Origin of the sequence: Streptomyces phytophilus, assembly GCF_013870535.1 — a bacterium.
In the GTDB taxonomy this organism is placed as follows: Bacteria; Actinomycetota; Actinomycetes; order Streptomycetales; family Streptomycetaceae; genus Streptomyces; species Streptomyces phytophilus.
The window spans coordinates 1-1489 of sequence record NZ_JACBXC010001404.1; the positions used below are offsets into that span (position 1 = coordinate 1).

General features: G+C 74.5%; 1 protein-coding gene. It reads right to left on the minus strand.

What is annotated here, in order from left to right; translation table 11 throughout:
• The coding region (locus H5J30_RS32815) for a condensation domain-containing protein (protein WP_258563657.1) at positions 1 to 1352 on the minus strand (1352 nt) is incomplete at its 3' end.
• Positions 1353 to 1489: the final 137 nt, after the last annotated feature.

Here is a 1489-nt window from a genome sequence, read left to right on the forward strand (position 1 = left end):
TCGGTGACCGGGCGGAAGTCCGCGTCCGGTGCCGCACCGGTGCCGAGCGCGGCCAGTTCCGCGCGGTCGGCCGCGGAGAGCATCGGGACGGCCCGGACGCTGCCGGGCTCCTCGGCCAGGCCCGCGAGGACCGCGGCGGTGTGCGCGGTGAACTGCCCGATCTGCGCGGGCGTGTACCGCGACGACCGGTAGGTGGCGAGGAGTTCGGCCGTGTCGCCCCGGTCCCGCAGCACCATCGTCACGTCGTACTTGGAGACGCGGACGGGCAGCTCGACCTCGCTGATCCGCAGCCCCGCCGAGTCGAGGACCGGTGGGTCCGCCTCGAAGTTGAACAGGGTGCTGAAGAGGGGCGTGCGGGTGGGGTCCGGCACGGCGTGCAGGCGGCGGACGACCTCCTCGAACGGCACCTCGCGGAACGAGAAGGCGCGCATGAGCGAGGAGTGCACCGACCGGCAGTAGTCCGCGACACCGGCGGCGGGGTCGGCGCGGACACGCAGCGGCACGGGGTTGATGAACATCCCGACGGTGTCGGCGAAGTCGCCGGAGCGGGTGTCCATGGTGCCGCCGACGATCAGGTCGGTCCGGTCGGTGTAGCGGCTCAGCGCGAGCGCGTACGCGGCGAGGCCGATCACCTGCGGCGTGGTGCGCAGGCGGCGGCCGAGTCCGCGCACGGCCTCCCACACCCCGGCCGGGATCGCGTGCCGGACGAGGGCGCCGTCGCGGTCGGCGTCCCGGGCGGCCGGGGCGAACCCGAGGGGGTCGCCGTCCTCGGGCAGTTCGAACTCCTCGATCCAGGACTCGAACCGCCGGTCGGCCGGGGCGGGTGCCGCCGTGACGTAGTCGGTGTACGGGCGGCCGGCGGCGGGCAGTTCCTCCCCCGCGTACGCCCTGAACAGATCGCGTACGACGAGGGTGAAGGAGCGGCCGTCGACCACGGCGTGGTGGGCCCCGACGACCAGGATGTGCTCGGCCGGGCCGAGCCGGAGCAGCTCGGCGTCGACCAGGCGGTGACCGACGAGCGGGAACGGGCGGGTGACCGCCTGCTCCAGCTCCGCGGGCACGGCGGCCGGGCCGACCTCGCGCAGCGGCAGCGGGAAGTCCCGTGCCGCCCACGTCGAACGGCGGGGCTCGCCGTCCGCCTCGTCGAGCCGCAGCCGCAGCTCCGCGTGGCGGTCGAGCACGGCGTGCCAGGCCCGCCGCAGGCGTTCGGCATCGAGGCCACCGACCAGTCGTCCGGCCCACGGAGCGGTGAACTCCGGGCTGTCCGGCTGGAGCCGGTACGCCAGCCATAGCCGCCGTTGCGCCGCGGAGAGTGCCTGTGCGCCGCTCCGGCCGGTCTGCATCGTGCTCATGTGCCACGTCCCTCACATATCCCCGAGAACCGGACGGCAGATGTCGTCGATCGCGTGCGTCAGTCGTGCGAGATCCGAGTGGTCGCGTGTCCGTCCGTGCAGGTGGCCGAGGCGCGCGGTGGCCCCGCCGCGCCAGT